3 protein-coding genes are annotated in these 2,631 nt (G+C 70.9%); 1 reads left to right on the top strand and 2 read right to left on the bottom strand.

What is annotated here, in order from left to right; genetic code table 11:
- Positions 1–260: 260 nt before the first annotated feature.
- Positions 261–671, top strand: a complete 411-nt coding sequence (locus tag D7X99_RS41700; RefSeq protein ID WP_121782561.1) for a response regulator transcription factor — start codon at positions 261–263, stop codon at positions 669–671.
- Positions 672–683: 12 nt separating this feature from the next.
- Here D7X99_RS41700 and D7X99_RS41705 read toward each other — a convergent pair whose 3' ends face one another.
- Together D7X99_RS41705 and D7X99_RS41710 are read right to left on the bottom strand one after the other, a co-directional pair.
- Positions 684–1,289 carry an outer membrane beta-barrel protein gene (locus D7X99_RS41705; RefSeq protein WP_121782559.1) on the bottom strand — a complete coding sequence of 202 codons (606 nt, stop codon included), beginning with the start codon at positions 1,287–1,289 and terminating at the stop codon, positions 684–686.
- On the bottom strand, positions 1,286–2,377 hold the full coding sequence (locus tag D7X99_RS41710; RefSeq protein WP_147476425.1) for a hypothetical protein: 1,092 nt from the start codon (positions 2,375–2,377) through the stop codon (positions 1,286–1,288). Before D7X99_RS41710 ends, D7X99_RS41705 begins: the two co-directional genes overlap by 4 nt.
- Between the last annotated feature and the right edge of the window lie 254 nt (positions 2,378–2,631).

A 2,631-nucleotide genomic window follows, 5' to 3' on the forward strand; every position in this document is an offset into this window, starting at 1 on the left:
GACGTGGGGGGAGACTCGCGCGGGATGGGAAGTAGCGGGTTGGAAGGCGCTCCGCCACTCTGGCCCGCGCGGCCGGAAGAAGCCACGGGCGCGGACGATTGGCTGCCTGGCGGCACGGCGTGCCTTCGGGACGCGGGGCGGATTGCTTTGAGGGGGGCCCGGGCGTTACCTGCTCCACCCATGCTCTGGACCCGCCCCGCCACTGGTCGCCGTATTCTGCCCGCAGGTTGGAGTCCCGCATCCTTCCAGGCGCTGGCCCGCTGATGCGGATCCTCGTCGTCAGCCCGCATGCGGCGTCCCGTGCGCTGCTCAGCCGTTTCCTGGACTCGGAGCCGGACGTGGAGGTGTCCGCCACGGGCGAGCCCGATGACGCCTTCGCCTCCATCGCGGAGCACATGCCCGCCCTGGTGCTGGTGGACCTGCGCCGTCCGGATGAAGACCACCCGCTGTTCCTGGGGCTCTTGCGCAAGCGGCACCCGTCGCTGCCGGTCATCTCGCTGGTGCCCGGCCGGCTGCGCATCTTCGACGGCCGCTCCGAGCGCGTGCGCGAAGCCCACGGCGACACCGCGGAGGCGCTGCACCACCTGATGGGGTCGGTGCTCCAGGCCACGCGCGACCTGCTGGCCCAGCACCTGCTCCGGATGTTGCGCCCGCCGGTGGGACGGGCCTGAGCCACCGCTCGACTACAGGCGCAGCCGGTAGCCCAGGGCCGCGAGCACCGCGCCCGCGTTCACGTCGCCGGTGGTGAGGAAGTCCACCGGAGCGAAGTGGAACTTCGCCTCCAAGAAGGCGCCGCCCGGCCCCAGCGGCAGCTCCGCGCCCGCGAGCGCCTGGAAGCCCAGCCCTCCGCCGCTCTCCGACGTGGTGCTGTCGAACGACTCCACCGTCGCGCGGTGCAGGTACAGGCCAGGGCCCGCGCCCACGTAGGGCGTGAGCGGACCGAGCGCGCGGGGGAAGCGGAACACGGCGGACAGCTGGATGGCCACCTCGCGCTCGGCGAGCGTGTACGGCGCTTCGATGGGCTGGCCCAGGTTGTCCAACTGGGGCCCGCGCAGCGTCCCGGACGTGGAGGGCCGGTGGTAGTTCACCTCCAGCACCAGCGCGAGGCGCCGCTGGAGCAAGGGCGTGAGATAGCCCACCTCGCCGCCCAGGAAGAGGTCGCCGCCGAGCGACGTGACGGGCTTGATGAAGCCCACCTTGGGCGCGATGAAGAGAGGGCCTCCGTTGTCCTTCTTGGAGGAGGGGGCGGCGGCCAGCGCCGCGGCCGCGAGCAGGGCGATGGCGTTCATGGGGAGACGGTGAATCCGGAGGACGCGGGGAGGGTTCCGAAGGCACCGCTGGCGTCCGCGACGATGAACCCGTAGGTGCCGGGCACGATGCCGCCGGGACACGCGGGGTCCGTGACGGGCCGCGAATCGAAGCCCGAGCAATTCGGCACGGTGGCCCGGAGCTGCGACGAGGAGACGAAGGTCACCTCGTACAGCGGGATGTTCACCGGCTGGCCGGGGTCCGTCTTCACGGGCGCGACGAGGTACACGTCGTGGGTGCCGGTCGTGAAGGGCTTCGAGGAGGTGCCGGAAGCGGTGTTGGTGAGGGTGATGACCGTGTCGCTCTTCGCGGGGCCGCTCGCGGGCGACACGGAGAGGGCGCCCAGCCTCGGATAGGTGATGGTGAGCGCCTGGGGACGCGTGACGGAGCAGCCCTCGGGATTGGTGAGGGTGAGCGCGTAGGTGCCTTCCGGTGTCGCGGGAGGCACTTCGGTTTCGATGCGCGTGTCGGAGACGACGGTGAGGGTGAAGAGGGGCTGATCCTCTTCGCCCTGCCGCTGAAGGACGATGAGCGGCAGCGCGTCCGCGCGGAAGCCGCGGCCTTCGATGACGAGGGGGCTGGCGACGTTGTAGCGGAAGCCGTCGGGCGCGGTGAGGTTCGTGATTTCCGGCGGCGGCACGACGCGCAGGGCGTCCTCGAGCTCGGAGGTGCCGCCAAGGGGGTTCGTCACGAAGACGCTGTAGGCGCCGGGCGGGAGCGTGTTCGACGGCGTGCTGTCGCGGGTGGGCAGGTCCATCCGCATGAGCTCGGTGCGCGCGAAGAAGAGGTGGTCCGCGGGGAGTGTGTAGTCGGCCGGGCCGCTCAGCGAGACCTGGGGCAGCTCCACGGACGGCGTGTCGGTGAGCGCGTCGCGAGGCACGGGGGTGAAGCGGCTGCCGATGAGCTCCAGGCTCCATCCCGTCGCACCGCCACCGGCGTTGCAGACGCGCGCGGGGGTGATGAGCCGCTGCCGCGGATTGATGAGGCCCTCGAGCTTCGGGGTGGTGCCTTCGGTCGATTCGGAGCAGGCGACCAGGCTGAGCAGTGCGGCGGCGACCGGAAGGCGCACGGGTTCCTCCATCATCCCGTCAACAAGGCTGTCACACGTTAGGCCGGGGCCCCGGAGGGTCAGGAGTTTTTTCCGGCTCCGAGCCCACAGCCCGGCTCGTCCAGCGGGGTCGGTTGAAGCAAGTGACTGATATCGCAGGGGAATATCTCGTGAAGGAGCGTCGGCACGGCGAATGCTTAGGCACCCCGGCAGCAGGGACGGGCAGCACGGTGGGGGGACGGAGTCGGTGGGGGGGAAGCCGCACTGCTTCAGGG

Source organism: Corallococcus sp. AB032C, from assembly GCF_003668935.1.
GTDB lineage: Bacteria > Myxococcota > Myxococcia > Myxococcales > Myxococcaceae > Corallococcus > Corallococcus exiguus.

Coding starts and splice junctions, on each gene's coding strand:
- D7X99_RS41705 (WP_121782559.1), bottom strand. CDS start 1,289: ATGAACGCCATCGCCCTGCTCGCGGCCGCGGCGCTGGCCGCCGCCCCC.